General features: G+C 51.0%; 27 protein-coding genes and 2 pseudogenes. 11 read left to right on the top strand and 18 right to left on the bottom strand.

The window, feature by feature from the left end; all coding sequences use genetic code 11:
• Positions 1-3: 3 nt before the first annotated feature.
• The 3 genes and pseudogenes from HGD79_RS25110 to qac all read left to right on the top strand — a co-directional run bounded on the left by HGD79_RS25110 (position 4) and on the right by qac (position 2,649).
• Positions 4-1,263 carry a chloramphenicol efflux MFS transporter CmlA1 gene (locus HGD79_RS25110; RefSeq protein ID WP_000095725.1) on the top strand — a complete coding sequence of 420 codons (1,260 nt, stop codon included), beginning with the start codon at positions 4-6 and terminating at the stop codon, positions 1,261-1,263.
• Between the two features lie 92 nt (positions 1,264-1,355).
• Positions 1,356-2,194: pseudogene (gene aadA1, locus HGD79_RS25105) on the top strand (ANT(3'')-Ia family aminoglycoside nucleotidyltransferase AadA1).
• Positions 2,195-2,316: 122 nt separating this feature from the next.
• Positions 2,317-2,649: a quaternary ammonium compound efflux SMR transporter QacL gene (gene qac / locus HGD79_RS25100; protein ID WP_000800531.1), complete on the top strand. Its 333-nt coding sequence runs from the start codon at positions 2,317-2,319 to the stop codon at positions 2,647-2,649.
• A gap of 246 nt (positions 2,650-2,895) precedes the next feature.
• Here the strand turns inward: qac and HGD79_RS25095 are convergent, their stop codons facing one another.
• Positions 2,896-3,528 carry an IS256 family transposase gene (locus HGD79_RS25095; protein ID WP_020802982.1) on the bottom strand — a complete coding sequence of 211 codons (633 nt, stop codon included), beginning with the start codon at positions 3,526-3,528 and terminating at the stop codon, positions 2,896-2,898.
• A gap of 22 nt (positions 3,529-3,550) precedes the next feature.
• Here HGD79_RS25095 and HGD79_RS25090 point away from each other — a divergent pair, with 22 nt between their 5' ends.
• A complete protein-coding gene (locus HGD79_RS25090) occupies positions 3,551-3,826 on the top strand; it encodes a hypothetical protein (RefSeq protein WP_109023896.1) in 276 nt (91 codons plus the stop codon).
• A 2-nt stretch (positions 3,827-3,828) separates the two neighbouring features.
• Here HGD79_RS25090 and sul3 read toward each other — a convergent pair whose 3' ends face one another.
• The 13 genes and pseudogenes from sul3 to HGD79_RS25025 form a co-directional block, all read right to left on the bottom strand.
• On the bottom strand, positions 3,829-4,620 hold the full coding sequence (sul3, locus tag HGD79_RS25085) for a sulfonamide-resistant dihydropteroate synthase Sul3 (protein ID WP_000034420.1): 792 nt from the start codon (positions 4,618-4,620) through the stop codon (positions 3,829-3,831).
• Between the two features lie 468 nt (positions 4,621-5,088).
• Entirely contained in the window at positions 5,089-5,334 is a 246-nt protein-coding gene (locus HGD79_RS25080) for a GrpB family protein (protein ID WP_001354008.1), read from the bottom strand.
• A 37-nt stretch (positions 5,335-5,371) separates the two neighbouring features.
• On the bottom strand, positions 5,372-6,235 hold the full coding sequence (locus HGD79_RS25075) for an SDR family oxidoreductase (RefSeq protein ID WP_000612791.1): 864 nt from the start codon (positions 6,233-6,235) through the stop codon (positions 5,372-5,374).
• Positions 6,236-6,380: 145 nt separating this feature from the next.
• Entirely contained in the window at positions 6,381-7,610 is a 1,230-nt protein-coding gene (mef(B), locus tag HGD79_RS25070; protein WP_032492336.1) for a macrolide efflux MFS transporter Mef(B), read from the bottom strand.
• Between the two features lie 449 nt (positions 7,611-8,059).
• Entirely contained in the window at positions 8,060-8,764 is a 705-nt protein-coding gene (locus tag HGD79_RS25065; RefSeq protein WP_001067855.1) for an IS6-like element IS26 family transposase, read from the bottom strand.
• 64 nt (positions 8,765-8,828) lie between these two features.
• Positions 8,829-10,079 (bottom strand): annotated as a pseudogene (locus tag HGD79_RS25060) (transposase); the annotation flags it as partial.
• A gap of 74 nt (positions 10,080-10,153) precedes the next feature.
• Positions 10,154-10,822, bottom strand: a complete 669-nt coding sequence (locus HGD79_RS25055; RefSeq protein ID WP_001300294.1) for an EAL domain-containing protein — start codon at positions 10,820-10,822, stop codon at positions 10,154-10,156.
• A 35-nt stretch (positions 10,823-10,857) separates the two neighbouring features.
• A complete protein-coding gene (merE, locus tag HGD79_RS25050; RefSeq protein WP_000993386.1) occupies positions 10,858-11,094 on the bottom strand; it encodes a broad-spectrum mercury transporter MerE in 237 nt (78 codons plus the stop codon).
• The gene (merD, locus tag HGD79_RS25045) at positions 11,091-11,453 is read right to left on the bottom strand and encodes a mercury resistance co-regulator MerD (protein ID WP_001277456.1); all 363 of its coding nucleotides are present in this window, start codon (positions 11,451-11,453) and stop codon (positions 11,091-11,093) included. The genes merE and merD overlap by 4 nt, the downstream gene beginning before the upstream one ends.
• Before the next feature lie 17 nt (positions 11,454-11,470).
• Positions 11,471-13,165 (bottom strand): mercury(II) reductase, encoded by a 1,695-nt coding sequence (gene merA / locus HGD79_RS25040; protein ID WP_000105636.1) that lies wholly within the window; start codon positions 13,163-13,165, stop codon positions 11,471-11,473.
• 51 nt (positions 13,166-13,216) lie between these two features.
• Entirely contained in the window at positions 13,217-13,639 is a 423-nt protein-coding gene (gene merC / locus HGD79_RS25035; RefSeq protein ID WP_001340589.1) for an organomercurial transporter MerC, read from the bottom strand.
• Between the two features lie 35 nt (positions 13,640-13,674).
• Positions 13,675-13,950, bottom strand: a complete 276-nt coding sequence (gene merP / locus HGD79_RS25030) for a mercury resistance system periplasmic binding protein MerP (RefSeq protein WP_000732292.1) — start codon at positions 13,948-13,950, stop codon at positions 13,675-13,677.
• A 13-nt stretch (positions 13,951-13,963) separates the two neighbouring features.
• Positions 13,964-14,314: a mercuric transport protein MerT gene (locus tag HGD79_RS25025; protein WP_001294663.1), complete on the bottom strand. Its 351-nt coding sequence runs from the start codon at positions 14,312-14,314 to the stop codon at positions 13,964-13,966.
• 71 nt (positions 14,315-14,385) lie between these two features.
• Here HGD79_RS25025 and merR point away from each other — a divergent pair, with 71 nt between their 5' ends.
• Complete coding sequence (gene merR, locus HGD79_RS25020; RefSeq protein WP_000429836.1) at positions 14,386-14,820, top strand: Hg(II)-responsive transcriptional regulator; 435 nt, start codon at positions 14,386-14,388, stop codon at positions 14,818-14,820.
• 46 nt (positions 14,821-14,866) lie between these two features.
• Here the strand turns inward: merR and HGD79_RS25015 are convergent, their stop codons facing one another.
• Entirely contained in the window at positions 14,867-15,571 is a 705-nt protein-coding gene (locus HGD79_RS25015) for an IS6-like element IS26 family transposase (protein WP_001067858.1), read from the bottom strand.
• A gap of 46 nt (positions 15,572-15,617) precedes the next feature.
• The gene (locus HGD79_RS25010; RefSeq protein WP_061602529.1) at positions 15,618-15,890 is read right to left on the bottom strand and encodes a hypothetical protein; all 273 of its coding nucleotides are present in this window, start codon (positions 15,888-15,890) and stop codon (positions 15,618-15,620) included.
• Positions 15,891-16,185: 295 nt separating this feature from the next.
• Between HGD79_RS25010 and vapB the strand changes: the two genes are divergently transcribed.
• A complete protein-coding gene (gene vapB / locus HGD79_RS25005; RefSeq protein ID WP_001261287.1) occupies positions 16,186-16,416 on the top strand; it encodes a type II toxin-antitoxin system VapB family antitoxin in 231 nt (76 codons plus the stop codon).
• Positions 16,413-16,829 carry a type II toxin-antitoxin system VapC family toxin gene (locus HGD79_RS25000; protein WP_001044768.1) on the top strand — a complete coding sequence of 139 codons (417 nt, stop codon included), beginning with the start codon at positions 16,413-16,415 and terminating at the stop codon, positions 16,827-16,829. The genes vapB and HGD79_RS25000 overlap by 4 nt, the downstream gene beginning before the upstream one ends.
• Before the next feature lie 161 nt (positions 16,830-16,990).
• Here the strand turns inward: HGD79_RS25000 and HGD79_RS24995 are convergent, their stop codons facing one another.
• Positions 16,991-19,129, bottom strand: coding sequence for an AAA family ATPase (locus tag HGD79_RS24995; protein ID WP_000350638.1), 2,139 nt, complete (start codon positions 19,127-19,129; stop codon positions 16,991-16,993).
• Between the two features lie 353 nt (positions 19,130-19,482).
• On the opposite strand from HGD79_RS24995, the gene HGD79_RS24990 reads away from it, so the two are divergent.
• The 4 genes from HGD79_RS24990 (at position 19,483) to HGD79_RS24975 (ending at position 22,958) form a co-directional block, all read left to right on the top strand.
• The gene (locus HGD79_RS24990) at positions 19,483-19,740 is read left to right on the top strand and encodes a hypothetical protein (RefSeq protein WP_000343085.1); all 258 of its coding nucleotides are present in this window, start codon (positions 19,483-19,485) and stop codon (positions 19,738-19,740) included.
• A complete protein-coding gene (locus HGD79_RS24985) occupies positions 19,740-20,330 on the top strand; it encodes a hypothetical protein (protein ID WP_000194575.1) in 591 nt (196 codons plus the stop codon). The genes HGD79_RS24990 and HGD79_RS24985 overlap by 1 nt, the downstream gene beginning before the upstream one ends.
• A 262-nt stretch (positions 20,331-20,592) precedes the next feature.
• Entirely contained in the window at positions 20,593-22,149 is a 1,557-nt protein-coding gene (locus tag HGD79_RS24980) for an AAA family ATPase (RefSeq protein WP_000818556.1), read from the top strand.
• A 191-nt stretch (positions 22,150-22,340) separates the two neighbouring features.
• A complete protein-coding gene (locus HGD79_RS24975) occupies positions 22,341-22,958 on the top strand; it encodes a ProQ/FINO family protein (RefSeq protein WP_000521603.1) in 618 nt (205 codons plus the stop codon).
• Positions 22,959-23,250: 292 nt separating this feature from the next.
• Here HGD79_RS24975 and HGD79_RS24970 read toward each other — a convergent pair whose 3' ends face one another.
• The gene (locus HGD79_RS24970) at positions 23,251-24,384 is read right to left on the bottom strand and encodes a permease (protein WP_058650130.1); all 1,134 of its coding nucleotides are present in this window, start codon (positions 24,382-24,384) and stop codon (positions 23,251-23,253) included.
• Positions 24,385-24,398 lie beyond the last annotated feature (14 nt).

Here is a 24,398-nt window from a genome sequence, read left to right as displayed (position 1 = left end):
TTCGTGAGCTCAAAAAACTTTAGTTGGCGGTACTCCCTTGCCGCCACGGTGTTGTTGTTATCACCGTTCGATTTATTGGCATCACTCGGCATGGACATGTACTTGCCAGCAGTGCCGTTTATGCCAAACGCGCTTGGTACGACAGCGAGCACAATTCAGCTTACGCTGACAACGTACTTGGTCATGATTGGTGCCGGTCAGCTCTTGTTTGGACCGCTATCGGACCGACTGGGGCGCCGCCCCGTTCTACTGGGAGGTGGCCTCGCCTACGTTGTGGCGTCAATGGGCCTCGCTCTTACGTCATCGGCTGAAGTCTTTCTGGGGCTTCGGATTCTTCAGGCTTGTGGTGCCTCGGCGTGCCTTGTTTCCACATTTGCAACAGTACGTGACATTTACGCAGGTCGCGAGGAAAGTAATGTCATTTACGGCATACTCGGATCCATGCTGGCCATGGTCCCGGCGGTAGGTCCATTGCTCGGAGCGCTCGTCGACATGTGGCTTGGGTGGCGGGCTATCTTTGCGTTTCTAGGTTTGGGCATGATCGCTGCATCTGCAGCAGCGTGGCGATTCTGGCCTGAAACCCGGGTGCAACGAGTTGCGGGCTTGCAATGGTCGCAGCTGCTACTCCCCGTTAAGTGCCTGAACTTCTGGTTGTACACGTTGTGTTACGCCGCTGGAATGGGTAGCTTCTTCGTCTTTTTCTCCATTGCGCCCGGACTAATGATGGGCAGGCAAGGTGTGTCTCAGCTTGGCTTCAGCCTGCTGTTCGCCACAGTGGCAATTGCCATGGTGTTTACGGCTCGTTTTATGGGGCGTGTGATACCCAAGTGGGGCAGCCCAAGTGTCTTGCGAATGGGAATGGGATGCCTGATAGCTGGAGCAGTATTGCTTGCCATCACCGAAATATGGGCTTTGCAGTCCGTGTTAGGCTTTATTGCTCCAATGTGGCTAGTGGGTATTGGTGTCGCCACAGCGGTATCTGTGGCGCCCAATGGCGCTCTTCGAGGATTCGACCATGTTGCTGGAACGGTCACGGCAGTCTACTTCTGCTTGGGCGGTGTACTGCTAGGAAGCATCGGAACGTTGATCATTTCGCTGTTGCCGCGCAACACGGCTTGGCCGGTTGTCGTGTACTGTTTGACCCTTGCAACAGTCGTGCTCGGTCTGTCTTGTGTTTCCCGAGTGAAGGGCTCTCGCGGCCAGGGGGAGCATGATGTGGTCGCGCTACAAAGTGCGGAAAGTACATCAAATCCCAATCGTTGAGAGAATGTGGCAAGCTATCGCCCAACAAATCGCTGCAGCCGACCCAAAACCGCTACGCGGTTTCGGTCGGCTGAGCTCAGGCGTTAAACATCATGAGGGAAGCGGTGATCGCCGAAGTATCGACTCAACTATCAGAGGTAGTTGGCGTCATCGAGCGCCATCTCGAACCGACGTTGCTGGCCGTACATTTGTACGGCTCCGCAGTGGATGGCGGCCTGAAGCCACACAGTGATATTGATTTGCTGGTTACGGTGACCGTAAGGCTTGATGAAACAACGCGGCGAGCTTTGATCAACGACCTTTTGGAAACTTCGGCTTCCCCTGGAGAGAGCGAGATTCTCCGCGCTGTAGAAGTCACCATTGTTGTGCACGACGACATCATTCCGTGGCGTTATCCAGCTAAGCGCGAACTGCAATTTGGAGAATGGCAGCGCAATGACATTCTTGCAGGTATCTTCGAGCCAGCCACGATCGACATTGATCTGGCTATCTTGCTGACAAAAGCAAGAGAACATAGCGTTGCCTTGGTAGGTCCAGCGGCGGAGGAACTCTTTGATCCGGTTCCTGAACAGGATCTATTTGAGGCGCTAAATGAAACCTTAACGCTATGGAACTCGCCGCCCGACTGGGCTGGCGATGAGCGAAATGTAGTGCTTACGTTGTCCCGCATTTGGTACAGCGCAGTAACCGGCAAAATCGCGCCGAAGGATGTCGCTGCCGACTGGGCAATGGAGCGCCTGCCGGCCCAGTATCAGCCCGTCATACTTGAAGCTAGACAGGCTTATCTTGGACAAGAAGAAGATCGCTTGGCCTCCCGCGCAGATCAGTTGGAAGAATTTGTTCACTACGTGAAAGGCGAGATCACCAAGGTAGTCGGCAAATAATGTCTAACAATTCGTTCAAGCCGACGCCGCTTCGCGGCGCGGCTTAACTCAAGCGTTAGATGCCAGATTTGGCGTTGCGTATGCTCACAGAAAATCGACAGCCGCAAGACTGTTTTTGGCAACTCATAGCCACCACTATTTATCCTTCATACCGTAGAGGAGATTGCACGTGAAGAACTGGCTCTTTCTGGCTATTGCAATATTTGGTGAGGTCGTCGCAACTTCCGCACTGAAGTCCAGCCATGGATTCACCAAGTTAGTTCCTTCTGTTGTAGTTGTGGCTGGCTACGGGCTTGCGTTCTATTTCCTCTCTCTCGCACTCAAGTCCATCCCGGTCGGCATTGCTTATGCTGTTTGGGCTGGCCTCGGCATCGTACTTGTGGCAGCTATCGCTTGGATCTTCCATGGCCAGAAACTAGACTTGTGGGCGTTCGTTGGCATGGGACTTATCGTTAGTGGCGTCGCCGTTCTAAATCTGCTATCCAAGGTCAGCGCACATTGATCGGGCTGGCATCTAACAGTTCATTCAAGCCGACGCCGCTTCGCGGCGCGGCTTAATTCAGGTGTTAGTCGGACGCCTACGGCGCCGAGGAAAAAAGAAACCAAACCATTCTTGCTGCCAAAGAGAAAAACCCCTTACGGTGGCGTACTGGGAAAGTGCGTATCTACGACGCCTTGCCGGTCTCAATGTCATGCCGTCCTCTTTCGAAGGCTGCTTGATGCAAACCTCTCAAAAATCTGGCATAAACTATCTTGACATATTCCGATTGAACACCTTCCGAATATCAGCGGCTATCAGCGGGATCTCATCTTTTTTCGTGACGTAGGAGTGGGCATTCTGCTGCAGATGAAACTGGCAGCGTTGCCACAGAATTCCAGGGAAGACAGCATCGATTGCCGCGCGCAGTCCTGAGTGGTCATCACTGGTGATCATTCGCAGGCCGTGCATCCCTCGTCGTACGAGACCCTCGAGAAAGGAACGCCAGTTTACCTCTGCCTCACTGTTCGCGACTTCGGCGTCAAGAATATGCCGATTCCCGCTGTAATCAACGCCAATAGCCACTAGAAGCGCCTGCTTGACCACATGGGAACCGACGCGAACCGATTCATAGGTCGCATCAAGTACCAAGTATTGAATCTGTCCGACAGGCTGCGCCTTCCAAGACGTAATCTCTTCATCGAGCTCCTTTGCCAGCCTGCTGACCTGGGACGAGCTGACTTCGGTGCCACAAAGAATTTCGACGATATCCGAGACCCTGCGGGTACTTACTCCTTTGACATACATTTCGGCGATGGCGAGCTTGAGAGCACGCTCACTGCGCATGCCTTTCTCGATGCAGCTGGGATAAAACTCCATCCCGCGAACTTGTGGTACTTTCAAGAGGACTTTCCCGGTCGCAAGATTGAATATTGGATTATTTGGATTTACCAACAAACACTACTATTTAGCTACGAAAACTCAAGAGAAGTACACAAAACCTTTTGGAAGTGATGGAAGTTTAAGTCCTCTTGATTATAGTGTAGGTATTGGAACAGGTTTAGAATTAGGACATTTCCAGTTTATGTTTGGCTATGATTACCCTCTTAGTAACAGTTCGAAAGATCCAGACCTAAGTCAAGTACGCCAACACAACTTCAGAGCAAGTATAGCATATTCATTTAGAAAGCTAAAAAAATAAAACTAACCTAGGGCTTTGGATATTTTCAAGGCATCTGATAAAGACTTAACATCATGGGTGCGGAGATAATCTGCACCTTTTTTGTATGCATACATTTCTGCTGCAAGAGTTGGTGCTAAACGAGATTTCACATCGGTTCCAGTTATTTTACCTAAGAATGATTTCCGTGACACTGCAATCATTACTTGCAAATTAAAAGCTTCTTGAATTTCAGGGAAACGCTTCAAAACAAGAATAGATGTTTCTGGATTAGAGCCTAAAAAGAAGCCCATACCCGGATCAAGAATAATTCGTTCACGCTTTACACCAGCCTCAACTAAAGCAGCAATTCTTTCTTTAAAAAATTCCATCATGGAAGTAAAAACCTCTTCCGGATTCGTTTCAACTTTAGTAGCTGCACCAATTCGCTGAACGGAGTGCATCAACACAAGTTTGCAATCTGACTTTGCCAAGCCTGAATAAATCTCAGGATAAGGAAAACCTTGAATATCATTAATAAAATCAACCTTTTGTTCTATGCAAAAACTCTGAACCTCAGGTTTAAATGTATCAACAGAAATAGAAATGCCTTTTTCTTTTAAAGCCTTAATGACAGGTTTGAGTCTTTTGATTTCTTCCACAACGCCCACTTCAGTTGTATCAGGATTACTGGAAGCGGCTCCCAAATCAATCACATCTGCTCCATCTTCAACCAAATGCAGAGCATGCTCAATTGCCTTATCTGTATCTAAATAAAGTCCTCCATCGGAAAAACTATCGGTGGTTATATTTACGATTCCAAAAATCTTGCTCATATCATTTTGCTTTGATTACAAAAGTAGCATTTATCTTAATTGACTAATTATCACTTACGCAAATTGACACATTTTCCCTATCTTTGCAGCCTAATTTTTTTGTTTTAATTCATTATGAAAACTGATAGGAACTGTCATTTCGAGTTTTTCGCGGTTTTGGGTCAAAATTCGGTTTTTTCCCCGAACTACGACTGTTTTCGCACCCCGAACAACTAATCCAATCAGAATTTTCCGGCAACGCCGACTCCAAGAAGTGTAATTCCAGTCTATTTCTGCCGTCAACCCCTGATTCGCGTTAATGCGACAAAGCTCAAACACATAACTCCCCCACGAAGCCATATAAACTCCGATTTCGAGGTGTTATCCTGTTCCGCATAAACTTCGTTTTTGGGTATTATACCTACACCAAAGCAAGAAGATTATGGGTCCAAACTTCATTTGTATATTTTGCAAACAAATATCTGCCTGTCATATCTGTCGGAGTGTGGTGATACTCCTTTGCATTAAAAATGCGCTGATAAAAGGTAGTTCAGCAAAAGGCGAAACGCCAATAAATATATCTATAACCGGTTTCGCCCGTTGATTGGGTATCGCCGTGCTTCCGATATGTTCAATGGCTACGGCATGAGAACCGAAAAAATGGAGCAATTTTATTTTCTCTTCTTCAAAATTCTTTGTCCAATCCGGGTTATATTCCATAATTTCAATTTTCATGATAGTTTCGTCCTTGCCTCAAAAACCATGTTTGGTATTATACTCCATATCTCTCCGGTGCAGGAATAGCCTTTTCTGATGCACGGCTAACAGCTTCCCATTCTTCCCAGGTAGCCATCCGTGCTTTTAAGGTATCCATCGCCAAATCGTATACCATGCTGCCAAGGATAAGCCTCAAAGGCGGATTATTGCTGGCTACTAATTTCATAAGGGCTTCCGCTGCCAAGGAAGGATCACTATCGACCGAATCTTCGGAATACTGTTTCGCCAGCTCATCGCGCAGTGTACCGTATGAATCTAATGGATTGCTGTAACTCATCGAAGTGTATAAATCTGTCCAATATCCTCCTGGTTCCACCATAGTGAGTTTCACTCCGAAATGTTCCGCTTCTTTTGCTAAGGCTTCACTCATTCCTTCCAGCGCAAATTTACTTGCACTGTAAATACCAGACATCGGACCCGAGATAATAGCGCCAATGCTTGTAATCTGTATGATATGTCCAGAACGCTGCGACCTCAAATAGGGCATCACTGCCTGACAAACCCAAAGAGCTCCAAAAAAGTTTGTGTCCATTAGTTTCCGAGCATCGGATTCGTTTAGTTCTTCAATCATACCCATAGTCATGATACCCGCATTATTAACAACAATATCAAGCCTACCGAAATGTTTAACTGCTGTTTCAACCGTAGAAAAAACAGCCTCCCTATCTGTAACATCGAGGTTTAATGGCAGTAAGCTCTCTTGATATGTTTCTTCTAGCTTCGCCAAATTATCGATAGTCCTTGCAACTGCAACAACTTTATCCCCGGCTTTCAAGGCGGCGCATGTAAAAGCATAGCCAAGCCCCTTGCTTGCTCCGGTAATAAACCATACTCTTTTATTTTCGCTATTAGGTATCATAGATATTCTCCTTTAGGCTATTATAGAAAGATTATTATAAGCGAAATTAATACCGTTAAACGCCATGAGCCCGACAATTTTGAGCACTTTGTTTTGTACTCCCAGAAGCTCACCACTACAAATTATCATCAACCCGGTCCTTTTTTCAGTCCACTTGCGGTTTCATTGTTACTTTGTCATAGCGTCGTGTCAGAATGCGGCAGAGAACAGCGTTTACTATCAACGCAACACCAGACCAGAAAAACCATGTATTAACACCTATAACCTCAACAACCGGACCTGCAACAAGTAAGCCTATCGGCATAGAAAGAGTCATGGCGGTCATCAAAAGGGAAAACACCTTGCCCATCATTTCAGGGGCAATGCTTTCTTGAACATAAGCCATAACAGGAACATTCATAAATGTGCCAGAGGCGCCCAAGAAGAAGCAGCATATAACAAATATCCAAAAACCGCTTGTCGGTAGCGCTCCGCTAATCAGTGTAGCCAGACCCATTAAGCCAATAGCTAAGGATGCCATGAAAAACCTTCTTTTCATGCCGCCCCATACACCGATAACCAAAGATGAAAGAAGCAATCCACCTGCAAAGACAAATTCCACAATGCTATTGTGCCAGGCTTCACCCATAAAGTGGCTGCGTGCCAGTAGAGGGAACAGAGAACCTAATGGCATATAAAGTATGGTCATCAGCAGCATGGGGGAAAACACAGCCATTAAAGGTTTATTTGCTTTCATTGCGATAAAGCCCTGCTTCATGTCAGACAATACACTCATCTTCTCATTGGTTTGCGTAATGTCTGGAATTATAACAAATAGGAGGCAAACTATCGCAAAAGCGGCTCCCAGTATATCCACAATCATAATGGAGGAAATAGGTAGAAATGACATAAGCGCAGCACCCAGCACAGGCCCCATCATGTTGGATATTGATTGGATCATATTTCCCCAGCCCCCTGCTTTGGTCAACATATCTGCTGGCACAAACATGGGTATCGCCGCTTGCATAGCTGGACCGTGAAAGGTATTCCCCAATCCACGCAAAAATAAAACAATGTAGATAAACCAAATAGGGGGTGTTTCCACAAGTAAAAATGCTGCCCCAAGGATGATGCTGGATACAGCTACCAGACCGTCAGCTAAAATCATTACTGTTCGGCGGTTGTATCGGTCGATCCACACACCGGCAAAGGGTCCGATTAACATATTGGGGAGAAAGGCAACTAAGGATGCAATCGTCAAGGTGATTGCGGATTCAGTCTGGATGGTCAGCCACCAGATAACAGCGAACTGCACTGCGGCAGAACCCAAGATTGAAAAAGCCTGCCCTGTGTATATTACAGCAAATTGTTTCTTCCAATTTTTTATTCTGTTCATTATAGAAATCTCCTTATATAAAATTAAAAACGAACAACTGCCTAAGCGTTGTTCGTGCAGAAAGACATAATTTTACAAGGAGGTCTTCAAAAGCGAGGATATACTCATGTAAATATGTCTTTAAGCACAACAAATAAACCCTTAAAAGGGCAGTGCTTAAAAACTAAATTACATGAATATCAAATACATATTTCTACCCCGCTTCAATTTTTTTATTGTAGCACGTTTTTAGTGTAATTTCAAGAACGACAGCGTACTACGAATGCCGACCCTCTTTTCCTGAATATTTTGCATTACACTTCAACTGATAGGAACTGTCATTTCGAGTTTTTCGCGGTTTTGGGTCAAAATTCGGTTTTTTCCCCGAACTACGACTGTTTTCGCACCCCGAACAACTGGCACTGTTGCAAAGTTAGCGATGAGGCAGCCTTTTGTCTTATTCAAAGGCCTTACATTTCAAAAACTCTGCTTACCAGGCGCATTTCGCCCAGGGGATCACCATAATAAAATGCTGAGGCCTGGCCTTTGCGTAGTGCACGCATCACCTCAATACCTTTGATGGTGGCGTAAGCCGTCTTCATGGATTTAAATCCCAGCGTGGCGCCGATTATCCGTTTCAGTTTGCCATGATCGCATTCAATCACGTTGTTCCGGTACTTAATCTGTCGGTGTTCAACGTCAGACGGGCACCGGCCTTCGCGTTTGAGCAGAGCAAGCGCGCGACCATAGGCGGGCGCTTTATCCGTGTTGATGAATCGCGGGATCTGCCACTTCTTCACGTTGTTGAGGATTTTACCCAGAAACCGGTATGCAGCTTTGCTGTTACGACGGGAGGAGAGATAAAAATCGACAGTGCGGCCCCGGCTGTCGACGGCCCGGTACAGATACGCCCAGCGGCCATTGACCTTCACGTAGGTTTCATCCATGTGCCACGGGCAAAGATCGGAAGGGTTACGCCAGTACCAGCGCAGCCGTTTTTCCATTTCAGGCGCATAACGCTGAACCCAGCGGTAAATCGTGGAGTGATCGACATTCACTCCGCGTTCAGCCAGCATCTCCTGCAGCTCACGGTAACTGATGCCGTATTTGCAGTACCAGCGTACGGCCCACAGAATGATGTCACGCTGAAAATGCCGGCCTTTGAATGGGTTCATGTGCAGCTCCATCAGCAAAAGGGGATGATAAGTTTATCACCACCGACTATTTGCAACAGTGCCCATCGGCGTAGTAGTGGATGTGGTCGATGACAAAGCCGGTGCGGGTCAGCGTGCGCCGGAGGATCGGCAGAAAATCGACCAGGAACGAAGTAGCGCGTGTGACGACGGCCGGTACGCCGACACGCGCCACGGCCTCGGCCCAGCGCGCGGCCGGCGGTTGGAGCAGGCCGTTGTGCACCGAACCGTGGTAGGTGCCGACCGCCAATGTGAGCCAGCGCTCTAGCTCGCGCAGCGTCAGGGCGGCCTTGTTTTCGGAATCGTAGTCGCCGCGCTGGTCAGGGTTGGAGAAGGTCGTTCCCGGCAGTTCGTCGTGAATCATCTGCATCGCCGTGCCGATGATCCGTTCCACGATGCCGCCATAGTGCGGCTGTCCCAGCGGGCGATAGTCCAGCCGGATGCCATGCTGCTCGCAACCCCGGCGCAGGGCCTCGCTCTTGAACTCGGCCGCGTTGTCTAGGTAGAGCAGCAAGGGCTTGCCGCTCATCTGCCAATCCATTTCCACGTTCAGTCCTTCCAGCCAAGGGCGCTTGTCGCAGGCGACATGCACGAGGCACAGGCCAACCGAAACGGCAGACGGCGCTTCCAGCGTGACGACCATGCCGAGCACGCAGCGGGTGAACACGTCGATGGCGAGGGTCAGGTACGGGCGGCCAATAGGTTGCCGGTCGCGGTCATCGACCACGATCAGGTCGATGACCGTATGGTCTATCTGCACCTGCTCCAGCGGCGCGGTCACGGCAGGAGGCTCGCCGCCCACACCTTGTAGGTCACGAGCGGCATCCTGGCCTTCCCGCCGGCGGATGACCTTGCGCGGGTCAAGGCTAGCGATCCGTAAGGCCACGGTATTGCGCGCCGGCACTCGCAGTTTTTGAGCCTTGCACACCTGAGTGACTTCGCGGTGAAAGGCCGCTAGGCTGCGCTTCTGCTTGGTCAGGAACCGCTTTTGCAGTAGCTCGTGGATGACGCGCTCGACCGGTTCCGGCAAGCGCCCCTTACCTTTACCTCCACCGGACTGGCCGGGCACCAGATCCGTCACGAGGCCGCTGCCTTGCCGGGCACGCCGGATCAGAACGTATACCTGGCGCCGAGACAAGCCCAGCGCCTGAGCCGCCATATCGGCCGCTTCGTGCCCGACCGTCTCCGACTGCGCCAACGGACTGATGATCTCCGCACGACGGCGCGCACGCTCCCAAGCCTCATCAGGCAGAGTGGCCACGCCTTGTTCTGGAATCCGTGGGGTGTCCGTCGCCATGCTCACCTCGCTTTGGTGCACACGAGTATTGAGCATAGTCGAGATTGGTGCAGATCACTTCTGATATTGAACTGTCAGGAGCTGGCTGCACAACAGCCATTACGCCCAATCAACTGGTGCAGTCGTCTTCTGAAAATGACATCCATGCCCAGCCCGTGCGCGAGCTGGATCACCGCCCGCACGATAGTTTGGTCACGGGCATCATCCGGGAGCCTGGCGACAAAGGATTGGTCGATTTTCAATGTGGTGATGGGGCAGCATTTCAGATGTTGCAGGCAGGAATAGCCGGTGCCGAAGTCGTCGGCGGCGAAGCGCACGCCGATGGCGCGCAAGGCGTCGAAACTGGCGAACAGGGCTGGATTGCCGAATGCGACCGATTCGGTCAGTTCGATCTCCAGAAGCTCGGCGGGCAGGGCCATATCGGCCAGCACCCGCTTTACCTCGTCGTCGAACGTTGGCCCAACCTGGCTGGCGGACACATTGATGGCAAGACGGAACGGTTGCCATGCCGGTCCTTGCCACTTGTGCATCTGGCGACAGGCCTCGCCCAGCACCCACGCGCCTATTTCCGGCATCAGGCCGAACGACTCGGCCAGCGGCAGGAACTGGCCGGGCGGCAACAGGCCAAGCCTCGGATGCCGCCAGCGCATCAACGCTTCCGCGCCAGCGATCCGGTGATCGCGCAGATCGACCAGCGGCTGGTAATGCAGGTCAAGCTGTCCGCGCGCCGCCGCCTGCGCCAACTCGGCCGCCGTCCATCCGGCGGGCTGCGAACTCGTCATGATCCGCCCCGGAAGGCGCGCAGCAGCCGCGTTACGGCCAGAACGAACAAGCCGGTCAGCGCGAGCGCGGCAACACCCCAATGCTCGCCAAGGAAGGCACCGGCGGTCGTCCCGGCCAGCACGGCGGCGAGAATCGGCAGATGGCAGGGGCAGGTCAACACGGCCAGCGCACCCCACAGGTAGCCGGAAACGGGTTGGCGCGTCTCGGGCGGCAGTTTGTCAGGGGCGTTCACGGCAATGCCTCCTCGTGCGCCCGCTCGGCTGGCATGGAGGCCAGTTGCGCGTCCAGATGGGCCAACGCCGCGCGCCGCCGCTCGACCAACTGGCGCAGCACGGCAAGCTGCGCTGCGGCTTGTGCGCCGTCCGCTGCGTCGAGCGCACGGCACAGCCGCGCCAGGGCATCCAGGCCGATACCCGCCTCGAAGGCCGCGCGCACGAAGCACAGCCGTTGCAAGGCCGCATCGTCGAACACGCCGTAGCCGCCCGTGGTGCAGGCCACCGGCCGTAACAAGCCGCGCACCAGGTAGTCGCGCACGATATGTACGCTCACCCCAGCGTTATGGGCCAGTTGCGATACCGTGTAGGCGCTCATCGCACACCTCCTTGTCCTCACCCGGCGCAGCAGGAAAGCTGCTTCACATCCTTGTTGAAGGTCTGCGCCGCGAGCTTCAACCCTTCGACCATCGTCAGGTAGGGGAACAACTGGTCGGCCAGTTCCTGCACCGTCATCCGGTTGCGAATCGCCAGTGCGGCCGTCTGGATCAGTTCGCCCGCTTCCGGGGCCACTGCCTGCACGCCGATCAGTCGTCCGCTGCCTTCTTCAACCACCAGTTTGATGAAGCCGCGCGTGTCGAAGTTGGCGAGCGCGCGCGGCACGTTGTCCAGCGTTAGCGTGCGACTATCAGTTTTGATGCCGTCATGGTGCGCTTCCGCCTCGCTGTAGCCTACGGTCGCCACTTGCGGGTCGGTGAACACCACGGCCGGCATCGCGGTCAGGTTCAGGGCCGCGTCACCGCCGGTCATGTTGATCGCGGCGCGAGTGCCGGCCGCTGCCGCCACATAGACGAACTGCGGCTGGTCGGTGCAGTCGCCTGCGGCGTAGATGTGTTCCACGCTTGTACGCATGCCGGGGTCGATGACGATAGCGCCTTGCGGGGTGAGCGTGACGCCCGTCGCATCCAGTGCCAGCTTGCGTGTGTTGGGCGCGCGGCCGGTGGCGACCAGCAGCTTGTCGGCGCGCAGTTCGCCGTGCGCCGTGGTGAGCACGAATTCGCCGTCCCCTTCACCATTGATATACGCGACCTGGCTGGCCTGGGTGTGTTCCCTCACCTCGATGCCCTCCATGCGGAATGCGGCCGTGACGGCTTCGCCTATAGCTGGGTCTTCGCGGAAGAACAGCGTGCTGCGAGCCAGGATCGTCACCTTCGCTCCGAGTCGGGCGAACGCCTGCGCCAGCTCCAGCGCCACCACTGATGAGCCAATCACGGCCAGGCGCTTAGGAATCGTCTCGCTGACCAGCGCTTCAGTGGAAGTCCAGTACGGAGTGTCTTTCAGGCCGGGAATCGGCGGCACGGCCGGGCTCGCGCCGGTGGCGATCAGGCAGCGGTCGAATGCCACCACGCGCTCGCCGCCGTCGTTGAGTTGCACGATCAGGTTGCGATTGTCCTTAAAGCGGGCGGAGCCGTGCAGCACAGTGATCGCCGGATTGCCCTCCAAGATGCCTTCGTACTTGGCGTGGCGCAGTTCATCGACGCGGGCCTGCTGCTGGGCCAGCAGCGCCGTGCGCTGGATGGTCGGCGTGGTAGCGGCGATGCCGCCATCGAACGGGCTTTCCCGGCGCAGATGGGCGATATGGGCGGCGCGGATCATGATCTTGGACGGCACACAACCGACATTGACGCAGGTGCCGCCGATGGTGCCGCGCTCGATCAGCGTGACACGTGCGCCTTGCTCGACGGCCTTCAGCGCCGCTGCCATCGCGGCCCCGCCGCTGCCGATGACGGCGATATGCAATGCGCCGCTGCTACCCGTCTTGTCGTTTCTGCCCAGCAGATCGCGCATCTTGTCGAGCAATCCGCCCGGCGTCGAAACTGAGGGGGCATCGGCCAGCGTGGCCCGATAACCGAGTCCAGCTACAGCGGCCGTCAGCGCGTCGGGTGACGTGCCGACCTCAATGGCGAGCTTGGCGCTGCCCTTGGCGTAGGAGACATCCGCTGATTGCACGCCGGGCACTTTCTCCAGGGCGTCCTTGACATGCACTGCGCACGAGTCGCAAGTCATGCCGGTGATTTTGAGAGTGCTCATACCATCGTTCCTTATTCGTGTGGGCCGCCGTGTCGCACGGTCAGCCGTCTTTCACAAGCGCTTGGCGGGGAGTTCGCAGCCGTCCGGTCCGCAACGGCGATGCGCCGGCGACACGAAGTCCCAGATCGACACCCCAATCATCAAGGCCAGGCCGACGTACATCAGGTTCGCCGTCCACCAGTTGCCGAGCAGCCAGACCGTGGCCGCAAACACGATGGCCGGGCCGATCATGCCGAGCAGACTGCGCAGCCATTGCCGATGACTGAACCAACCCAGCGCGTTCGCCAGGAAGGCCAGCGCGGCAAACAGCGGCAGCAGGCGGCTGATGAACAGTCCCTCGTACTGGCTCAAGAAGCCCAGCCCGATGGCCGCGCCGAAGCTGGCGAGGGCTGGAAAGCAGGCGGCGCAGCCCATCGCGGAAACGACGCTGCCGAGCGCGCCGGTTTTATCGGCAATGCGTGTCATCAGTCCCATGAAGCGGCTCTCGCTGTTGTCGTTGGCTTGCTGGCTCACTGCTTGACGCTGGACGGATAGCCGGCGTCTGCGGTGGCCTTGGTCAGCTTCTGTACGCTGGCCTTGGTGTCGTCAAAAGTGACGACGGCCTCGCGCTTCTCGAAGCCCACATCGACCTTGCTCACGCCTTCGACCTTGGAGAGCGCTTTCTTGACTGTGATCGGGCAGGCGGCGCAAGTCATGCCGGGAACCGCTAGCGTGACGGTCTGGGTAGCGGCCCACACCGGGGCAACAGCGGCGGCGAGGGCAAGGGAGGCAAACAGTTTCTTCATGATGAACTCCTGGTTAATAGAAAAATGGAACGACATAGGGAAATCCAAGCGCGACCAGGACCAGCACGGCCACGATCCAGAAAATCAGCTTGTAGGTGGCGCGCACCTGCGGAATCGCGCAGACCTCACCTGGCTTGCATGCCTGCACGGGCCGGTAAATCCGCTTCCAGGCGAAGAACAGCGCCACTAGCGCCGCGCCGATGAACAACGGTCGATAGGGTTCCAGCACCGTCAGGTTGCCGATCCAAGCACCGGAGAAGCCCAGGGCGACCAGTACTAGCGGCCCCAGGCAGCAGGTCGATGCAAGAATGGCGGCCAGCCCGCCGGCGAAGAGCGCACCGCGCCCGTTTTGTGGTTCAGACATACGTTGGCCCTTTTGAATTTGGATTGGATAGCGTAACCTTACTTCCGTACTCATGTACGGAGTCAAGCGATATGGAAAATAATTTGGAAAACCTGACCATTGGCGTTTTTGCCAAGGCGGCCGGGGTCAACGTGGAGACAATCCGCTTCTATCAGCGCAAGGGCCTGTTGCGGGAACCGGACAAGCCTTACGGCAGCATCCGCCGCTATGGGGAGGCGGACGTGGTTCGGGTGAAATTCGTGAAATCGGCACAGCGGCTGGGGTTCAGTCTGGACGAGATTGCCGAGCTGTTGCGGCTCGACGATGGCACCCACTGCGAGGAGGCCAGCAGCCTGGCCGAACACAAGCTCAAGGACGTGCGCGAGAAGATGGCCGACTTGGCGCGCATGGAAACCGTGCTGTCTGAACTCGTGTGCGCCTGCCATGCACGAAAGGGGAATGTTTCCTGCCCGTTGATCGCGTCACTACAGGGCGAAGCAGGCCTGGCAAGGTCAGCTATGCCTTAGCGTGCTTTATTTTCCGTTTTCTGAGGTGCCCCCTTATTCAAAGGCCTTACATTTCAAAAACTCTGCTTACCAGGCGCATTTCGCCCAGGGGATCACCATAATAAAATGCTGAGGCCTGGCCTTTGCGTAGTGCACGCATCACCTCAATACCTTTGATGGTGGCGTAAGCCGTCTTCATGGATTTAAATCCCAGCGTGGCGTTGATTATCCGTTTCAGTTTGCCATGATCGCATTCAATCACGTTGTTCCGGTACTTAATCTGTCGGTGTTCAACGTCAGACGGGCACCGGCCTTCGCGTTTGAGCAGAGCAAGCGCGCGACCATAGGCGGGCGCTTTATCCGTGTTGATGAATCGCGGGATCTGCCACTTCTTCACGTTGTTGAGGATTTTACCCAGAAACCGGTATGCAGCTTTGCTGTTACGACGGGAGGAGAGATAAAAATCGACAGTGCGGCCCCGGCTGTCGACGGCCCGGTACAGATACGCCCAGCGGCCATTGACCTTCACGTAGGTTTCATCCATGTGCCACGGGCAAAGATCGGAAGGGTTACGCCAGTACCAGCGCAGCCGTTTTTCCATTTCAGGCGCATAACGCTGAACCCAGCGGTAAATCGTGGAGTGATCGACATTCACTCCGCGTTCAGCCAGCATCTCCTGCAGCTCACGGTAACTGATGCCGTATTTGCAGTACCAGCGTACGGCCCACAGAATGATGTCACGCTGAAAATGCCGGCCTTTGAATGGGTTCATGTGCAGCTCCATCAGCAAAAGGGGATGATAAGTTTATCACCACCGACTATTTGCAACAGTGCCGTTCTGCTCTGTCCAGAATCTGTTGGCGCAGATTTTCTTTCATGTGTTCGATTAATGGGCTGACCATCGGATTAGTGGCATAACCAGAAGCGCGTTCGTACACCATGGAATAGGCTTCCTGAATCGCGTTCTCAATGCTGACAGGATCGTTAGCATCGAAGTGGACATCATAACTTCCGTTTAATGCCTCTGTTGCTCTCTCAACCTCTTTTAGCTGTTTCTGCATTTTGTCTAAACCTGTGATTTTGACGCTCATAACAACCTCCGGACTAAGTGAGATGTATCAACCTTTATAGATAGCACGTTGGAGATGTGGGGTAAGGGATATCACTCAAATTCCATGTAATTTCATTAAGATCAGACTTAACCTTTTTTCGGATCTCCGATAAAAAAGAAAGAAATAGAGATATGCTAAACATATGCCTGGCATCTACATATGCTACCGCTATACATATGCCACACATCTGCCTATACTAAACATATGCACACACCCGGTGCTTTGAATATTCCGGATATGTTTCACATATCCATATGCTCGGGAGAGAAAAAACATGAGAACCGTATCGATATTCAAAAATGGCAACAACCGCGCCATCCGTCTGCCTCGTGATCTGGATTTTGAGGGGGTGAGCGAGCTCGAGATCGTCCGGGAAGGGGACAGCATCATCCTGCGCCCCGTCCGGCCAACCTGGGGATCATTCCTAGAGTACGAAAAAGCCGATCCAGATTTTATGGCGGAGCGCGAGGATGTTGTCAGCGACGAAGGGCGATTTAACCTGTGAACAAGACTTATATGCTTGATACCTGTATCTGCTCGTTCATCATGCGTGAACAGCCAGAAGCCGTCCTGAAGCGTCTGGAGCAGGCGGTGCTACGCGGCCACCGTATAGTGGTCTCGGCCATCACCTACTCTGAAATGCGCTTCGGGGCTACCGGCCCAAAGGCCTCACCACGTCACGTCCAACTGGTCGATGAATTCTGCGCCCGCCTCGATGCCATCCTGCCCTGGGATCGCGCCGCAGTAGACGCCACCACGAAGATTAAAGTGGCACTGCGGCTGGCCGGGACGCCGATCGGCCCGAACGACACGGCGATTGCCGGGCACGCCATCGCCGCCGGGGCGATACTGGTAACGAATAATACAAGAGAATTTGAGCGAGTGCCTGACCTGGTGCTGGAAGACTGGGTGAAGTAAGACACTCTTTTCAAAGTCAGGAGATAAGGGCACCAAGAAACAGCCCGTATACGGGCTGTTTTAACAGATATCTACAGTAAGCGGTCCTAAACTGTAGGGTATCTTCGAAGATCAGACTATCAGGGAGCTAAAGCCTATCTTCCGGCGGCAAAAACAGTGGCTCAAGCGATACGGGCAACCGAGCTCTGGTTTGCTGCCGGTGGCAGGGCGATGAGCTTGTCACATTCCATAATCACGTACTCCGGGATGAGATCGAATCTGGACGGATCTAGTTGACAGATGAACTCATTTTCAATGTGGTACGTTTCGTTAACGAATTTTCGTATTACCGGATGGTCCTGATCCAGTTCCAGTAAACGGAATACCTGCAGTTTTTCATAGCCGTTACGACAGCGACGGTACAGGTTTTTTATTTCATCTGGGCTGCTGACGAGAGCCTGAAGTCGCGGGTAATCAAAACTGTCCACATACTCCCGGATATCCCGCAAGGCCTGCTGAATTTTCTCAGGAGCCATTTTGGGATAGCCCGAGCCCGCAGCGGCAGGCTCGCGATAATCCAGCGGGACGACGCGTCGATGGAATAGATTGGATAGAAGCTGATAAGCATCACCACGTTCGTCAACGATTTCAAAGTAGCGACGAAGATAGATGAGCTTAATGATCTCCTCACAGTCTGCTGACGCGGTGATGGATTTGCAGATCTGCATGAATGTCATGATATCGCCGTCGTTAACAGGTAATTCTTCTATGACTCCAGCAGACAGGCGCAGGCAGGAGGCGGTCACCTGATTACTGAACAACCTTCTGACTGACTTCAGCGTGTCAATCACAGGCTCCACGTCATGCGTCAGCATAAGTACAGTCCGGTTCTTCAGGCATTCACCACTTGCACGTCTGAACAGCATTTCAAGAATGGCAAACTTCTTGTTTTTATCAAAAGAAGATATGGGATCATCAAGGATAATCAGTCCCGGGTTTTTTGACAGGCATTCATACATGAATAACACAATCGCAAAGGCGTTCCGTTCTCCATAGCTGAGATGCTGGCTACCGCCGCTGACGTACCCGTCAAAATCTATGTGTCGTAGCCTGAGTTTTCTCTGCTCTCCCTCGCCGGCTATATCCACCCTGTATTTATAGCCTGCATAAGTGAGGAAATTATTGATGTTTGTTTTGTGCTGTGCGATCAGCCGGATCATGCTGTCCCGGTGCCGGTTAATTTTTCCCTGCAGCGGTCCGGCAAGGTTTATCAGGTCCATAAGGGCCGCGTTCAGTCTGTCGGTGATCCCCTGCATGAGTTCGGATTGCAGATCAGGGAAGAACTGCAGGTCAATCAACCTGGCAGTGAGCACCTCCCGAACGTTCTGCTGTTCCTGCAGGCTGAAAACATTCAGGCCTCTCAGCGCAGTGAGTTTCTCTGTCAGCGTATCGGTCTGGCGTTTCAACGCCACTAGGTACTCGATATGTTCGGCTTCCGGACCGTTCTGAAGCATAGTAATGGCCAGAAGGCGTTCTCTGGCGCTCTCCGTCAGGTAATTACCGAGGTTTTCCACCAGTCTGATGATAGCGGTCAGGTTTTTAATGGTGGATTTATCGTATTCCTCTCTGACTTGGCGAATTTGTGCTTCCTTTCCCGTGATATCACCGGTACAGAACGGACAGCAGCCATCCGAAAGGGGCGAAAACTCGAGTCCCTTTGTCTGCCAGTCAATCCATTCCACGCGGCGTTCACTGCGGATGTAGGGTTGATAGTTCTCAAGACCAGCCGGAATGTGGTGTATTTTATTTCCGCCTGACAGACCTCTCATGCCGGTTGAAGAACGTGAAATCCCGGAACTGGTTGATCTGAAAGCATTACTGAGTTCCTGTAGATGGTCTATCAGAGAGTTCAGCTCAGTGTGATCCGTGAAAACAGCCCGGATCTTTTGCGTCATTTCTTCTATTTCACGCTCTCTTTCCGCATGGGCTTGATTGCGGATAAGAATATTAAAGCTATCACTGATGAGCTCGTCCGGTTGGAACGTAAACTGACTGACGTACTCCTCGTTGAAGCACATCACGTCCCCAATCCCGTCAGCACCGATGACAATGGGCCCGGTGCTATCGGGGTTTTCTCCGCGCAGCCGGAAGGGCATCAGTGCCTGTAGTCCCTGAATGTCGTCCCGCGCCGCACAGCTTATGGCCCGTGACAGCGTACTTTTTCCAGTACCATTTGGCGCAAACTTAATGTTCAGTTTATCGGCAGTGAGGGTGATATGTGCTCGTACGATGTTATTGCAGTGGCGTATTTCAATGTCCATTTATCTGTCCTTTGCCAGTTATTCCGGGGGGATTCATATCCTTCCGCAAAATGTGCCCGCATGCTGTGATGCAGATACATAATACATTTCGTTTATACCATTGCTTACACCTCTCCGAGGTGTTCATATCAGAAACAAAGATTAGGTCGATCCGACTTAGCCGGAAACTGGATCTGCGCGGCAGAAAAGACGCAAATGATATGATAATTAAGAAATATATATAAAATCATATCAGATATGGTTTTCATCATTGATGATAAAACAATATCTGATATTATCAGAAATCATGAGCACACAAATCATGCAGGATATTATTTTTACCTGTCAGTACATTATCAGATGGAGCGTGCAGGATGGATGAAGAAAGGGTGTTTTCACTCAGCTATGAACAACTGACCCGGTTTGCGGAAAAACGCATCCGGGAATGCAATCTGGACAGCCAGGGCGCGATTTATCTCTGCGAGTCAGCCAAAGCCGGAGCCGTGCTGATCTTCTGGCATGAACTGGCCATAAATGGCTATGCCTCAATGAATGCCATAAAGAGACAGGAGCTCATTGACGCCGACTTTCAGCGCCTCAGAAACCTCATCTGGCCGGAGGATGACAGGTAATGACCCAGAGCCGCCGACCGTCGCCACTGCAGCGGAGAGTGCTGATTGTGCTGGCTGCGCTTGATGAAAAACGGCCGGGCCCCGTGCTGACGCGGGACCTGGAACGGGTGCTGGAGCGAAGCGGGGAAGCCCCGGTCTACGGGCCAAACCTGCGCGCCTCCTGCCGTCGTCTGGAGGATGCCGGCTGGCTGCGTACCCTGCGCGCCCCGAATCTGCAGCTGGCTGTCGAGCTGACGGACGCCGGCCGGGCCGTGGCACAGCCTCTGCTGCTGGCAGAACAGGACCGCCTCCGGGCAGAACAGCGTGCGGCAGAAGTCGTCGTACTGCCGCTGGTCCCGGCAGCAGGTCTGCCCGCAGACGGCACTTCTGCCACTGATCTGGCGGTGCAGCTGAACGGCATAACGTATCAGGCCTGCCGTGGGGATTTTGTGGTACGTCTCGACGGCAGCACCTGTCTGCAGTTATGGAATAAAGAAGGCAGGGTGGTACGCCTGGAGGGCGATCCGCTGGAAGTGGCGCAGTGGCTGCAGGCCTGTCACGATGCCGGAATGGAGGTTCGTGTACAGGTTAATGAAAGCGTCACCCCGTAAAAACATACCAGCACGGTTTACACATCATCCCATGGTGGCAGCTGGTTAACTTTCCTGCGCCACCAGTGGATAGGAGATATGATCAGTCATAACATTAAGTCTAAAATTACAGACATCTCAAAAAGTCTGTAGCATAAAAGAGGCCTGATGTAGAATACTGTGCCAAATAGAATATTAAAAGGATTTGATATATCCCCTGTTCACAGTTATATGTTTCTGAATTACATGGTGAATCCCCCCAACATAATGCTAGGATTTGAAAATGGCAGAAAAAAATAAAAAAACCATTACTGGTCAAGTCTTGAACTCCATTAAAATTAACAAACTAAAATGTATAAATGGATTAAACGAGATTATTTTTAAACCTCATGCGTTAACCGCAATTTTAGGTCCAAATGGAAGCGGAAAATCAACAATACTCCATGCTATAGCAAGCATATACATGCCTGAAGAAGGTTTCCCCGGTGAAGACCATCGGTTAATGCATTTTTTTCCACGCAGCCCACATGCTGAATGGAACGGCAGTGACTTCATTGTAAATTTAACTTATCGTAAAGATGGGGTAATGATTGAAAATGAATTGAAAAATTATGGAAAAGCAGATATTCGAGGCTCACGATGGATTCAGATTTATGCTCGTCGTCCTTTAAGAGAAGTTTACTATCTTGGCATTGATAAATGTGTTCCTATAATAGAATCAGAAAAAAAGAATAATATTCAGTATGAAACCAGCAGTGTCAGTAATGATTTAATAACAAACATTCTTCATTACGCCTCCTATATACTTAATAAACCATACACAAGTTTCAATCAGCATCAACAACCCAATGGAAAAATATTGATTGGAGTTGAGTCAGGGGGACTGGCCTACTCATCATTGAGTATGAGCGCAGGAGAGCAAAAGATATTTTTAATTCTGGAAACAATATTGAAAGCGGACAAGAACGCCTTAATATTAATTGATGAATTAGATTTATTGTTGCATGACGAAGCATTGAAAAAGTTAATAGAAGTCATATCATCTCATGCCAAAGATAAAAACAAACAAATCATCTTTACTACCCATAGAGAAATGATAACCACTTTATCAGACAAGATAAATATAAGACACGTCGTAAACATTCAAGGCCGTAGTTATTCATTTGAAGAAACAAAACCTGATGCTATAAACAGATTAACAGGTGAATCAACGACGCCTATTGAAATATATGTAGAAGATGACTTAGCTGTTGCCATAATAAATAAAATATGTTCTTCACTTAAGGCCAGCAAATATGTAAAAATATTTAAATTTGGCGCAGCTTCAAACGCATTCACTCTACTTGCCAGTACCCTTATTCGTGGTGACAATCTATCTGGTAAACTTTATATTCTTGATGGCGATAAATATTCCACAGAAAATGAAAAGAAAACTGCTCTTGATAAAGTTTTCACCGGCACAGAATCACGAACTTATGAGTTAAAAGCGGCAGCGGAAGGAAAAGTAAAACAATTTAATCTCCCAAATGGGGTTAAGCCTGAACAATACATTCATTATCTTATTACAAATGTCCCACTGGACGGATTGGGTGGCGAATATTTAGAAATAATCGAAGCAGCAAGGGATATCAGAGTTGAACTTGATGCTCATAATTATATCTCGAATATTTTAACTAAATTGGGCATTGATCGTCCGTCCGGGTTAACACGAGTGATGGATCTGGCCTCCAGGCATCCCGAATGGCATCAGTATGTGAGTGAAGTCACTGACTGGTTACAGCCCGTAGTTTCTGATTTAATGGAACGATTACCTGAGAATGATACAGTAGATATAACTTAAAATATCCAACCATCCCGAATGAGCAAATACAAAAACTCATTTGGGATAATAATTAATATAATTATGCTGGCTCATTTCATGCCTGTCAAAAAAAAACAAATTTTGCTCTGTTGTTTTCTTAACGAAGATATTATGTTAATCGTGAAAATATGATATATATTATTATATAAGAACACATCGTAGAGGTTTTTATGGGGAAATATCAGGAAGAAAAGAAAACACCCATCATTATGGTGAAAAAACGTCGCACTCTTTTACCCCCTTCCTTATCTGAAAAAACAGGTGTTATCGCACGTTCAGAGACAGAAAAGATGGAAGAATCAGTCTCTGAGGGGATCAGTTCGCCTGCCGTCGATACTCATACCCCTGATGCTCCTGCCTGTAAGAAAAAAAAGAAAAGACGCCGTTTTCCACGCCAGCCTCATTGGACTCATGAATTTACTCACGATTGCGTGGAAAAAGTGAAGTCTCTGTTTCCCCATCTTCGCGCAGAAGGCGGAGGATTTCTTCCACTGAAAATTGGCATAACCAATGATTTTGCCGCATTCCTGACAGAACACCCTGAGACAGAACTGACACTGGATGAATGGTCCTGTGCAATATCCTGCATCACCACCCGACAGGTATATCTGCAGCGTACTGCTGTCGCAGGTATCCCTCGTTATGGACTGGATGGACTACCAGCAGGTCAGGTATCAGAATGCGATGCGCTGAATGCCAGACGCTGGCTGGCAGTAAGGGAACAACAGAAGCTAAAGATGAAAACCATGCAGGAACAGTCCGCGTCAACCGAAAAAACTGAACGGTAATTTCATCGCGATAACAGCAGGTTACAAACACAATAATATTCATTGTGAAGTATTCCTTTCAGATCAGCTTATATGTTTTTTGCAGGCTGCTGGTAGAACAGTTGCTTTTACTTGTGGTCAGTAAGCAGAGATATTCCGACATGGGCATTCTTCAGGCTATAGCCTTACAGGATCAATCACCACCTCCCTAGGAGGTGGTTTAGGGATAACAATAAAAGGGCTACACCGTTAGAACCGCGCCGTAAGACTGAAGGGATTTTCATATTGACGCAAAAATCCCTTCTCATAAGGATTAAAACAAAAATTGCGTTAAATATCCCATAAGGATTGCCATACCTAAGATAACCGTCAGAAATGCGATTATCATGGGCATTCTGAACATTGATTTAAGCAATATTACTTCTGTCAGACTCGCTCCAGCACTACCGATTATCAAGGCCATTAATGCCCCCAGGCCCATTCCTTTAGTCATCAGCACTGATGCAAGTGGTATCACTGCCTCTGCGCGGATATACAACGGAATACCAACAACTGCACTCAGCGGTATGGCTAAGGGATTATCTGCTCCGGCATGAGCTGCAATCCACTCTGAAGGGATAAAGCCATAAATAAATGAACCTATTAATACACTTAACAAAAGATAAGGCAGAACATCCTTAAACTGCTGTAAGGCATCTTTCATAGCTAACTTTATTGGGCCAGAGGTGGTATTCGTTGTGAGATTCACATTGCCCAGATTCTCGCTGCTGCAACAGCTAACAGCTGGTTGTTCAGATGATATTGATGAACAACACGCTGATACGTTCTGCTCGTTCTTTACCGTCCTTAAGTTAATTATGGGGTTCGCTGATGAAGTACAGCAACTCGTTTTTAAAGGCAATTGAGTCGAGCTAGTGCTGCAACAACTGGAACCCGCCGACGTTTTTACCGAAGCTTCGGAATCATCGCATTTCGTGGTGCAACCACTTGATGCTGAGTTTTTGTGATCAACAATATGACGTTCAAATCCTAGTAAATCCAATACGATACTGGCAAGGACTGAGACACCGGCAGCGATGATCGCGTACAACAAAGTTACTTTCCAGCCAAAGGTAACCCACATTAACCCCACGATAATGGGATTAAGCAACGGTGAAACAAACAAAAAAGTGAGTGTCGGACCAAACCCTGCTTTCGCCGACAACAACCCTCGTAGCATTGGAATTGTTGAGCAACTACAGAAAGGGGTAACGGCTCCCAACAACGAGGCCAGCAGGTAGCCTTTTCCTTTTTTCGCCCCCATCAATTGCTGGATTTTATGGTCCGGGACCTTTTGCCTTATCAGGCTCACACCGGCACTGATGACAATAAACAGCAAAGATAGCTCGACGGCCAAAAACAAAAACATCTCTGCGGCATCTTGCAGCATAGAAATCCAACTATTCATACTAAACCCTCTTG

The sequence above is a fragment of the Escherichia sp. SCLE84 genome (assembly GCF_012584495.1).
Classification (GTDB): Bacteria; Pseudomonadota; Gammaproteobacteria; order Enterobacterales; family Enterobacteriaceae; genus ECMA0423.
The sequence above is the reverse complement of the archived record's forward strand: the minus strand, read 5'-3'. Positions and strand labels throughout refer to the sequence as shown.